At 68.7% G+C, this 985-nt stretch carries 1 protein-coding gene; it reads left to right on the top strand.

Annotated elements, in window-relative coordinates; genetic code table 11:
- Positions 1 to 959: IS110 family RNA-guided transposase (locus tag AC27LF_RS45515; RefSeq protein ID WP_479665227.1), on the top strand; the 959-nt coding region annotated here is incomplete at its 5' end.
- Positions 960 to 985: the final 26 nt, after the last annotated feature.

Genomic DNA, 985 nt, shown 5'->3' with positions numbered 1-985 from the left:
TCAAGGAGCGATACGGCACCTCCGGCGCCAAGAGCGACAAGGGCGACGCGCACGCGCTGGCCGACATGATCCGCATCGACCGCGACCAGCTCCGCCCTGTGGCCGGGGACAGCGAGCAGGCCCAGGCCGTCAAGGTCGTCGCCCGCGCCCACCAGACCCTCATCTGGGAGCGAACCCGCACCTTCCAACGGCTGCGCAACACACTGCGCGAGTACTTCCCCGCTGCCCTCAACGCCTACGCCGACCTGGCACTCACCAGCACGGACGCCCTGGAACTGCTGATCAAGGCACCCACCCCGGCCGCGGCGGCGAAGCTGACCCGTTCACAGATCACCGCAGTCCTGACCCGGCACCGCCGGCACAACCGCGCCGCGAAGGCGGCCACAATCCAGACCGCGCTGCGCGAGCGGCACCTGGACCTACCCGAGCCGGTCACCGCCGCTTACGCGGCCACCGCCACCGCCCACGCGAAGCTGCTGATCGCCCTCAACGAACAGATAGCCGAGCTGGAAAGACAGGTGAAGGCGCATTTTCTCGCGCACCCGGACGCTGAGATCTACCTCTCGATGCCCGGCATCGCGGAGATCACCGGCGCCCGGGTGCTCGCCGAGTTCGGAGACGACCCCACCCGCTATACCTCTGCCAAAGCGCGCAAGAACTACGCCGGCACCAGCCCCATCACCCGGGCCTCCGGCAAGAGCCACACCGTCCAGGCCCGCTTCGTGCGCAACAACCGGCTCGCCGACGCTTTGCAGACCCAGGCGTTCTCCGCCCTGCGGGCCTCACCCGGTGCCCGCCGCTACTACGACAAGCAGCGCGCTCGCGAGGCCGGCTACAACCCTGCCCTCCGGCAGGTCGGCAACCGCCTCGTCGGCATCCTCCACGGCTGCCTCAAGACCCGAACTCTCTATGACGAAGCGACCGCATGGTCGCACCACGCCCACCCCCATGCCGCTTGACACGAAAGGACATGGGATGTCTGACC

The organism is Streptomyces diversicolor (assembly GCF_057537855.1).
This window is presented reverse-complemented; position numbering and strand designations above follow the sequence as displayed.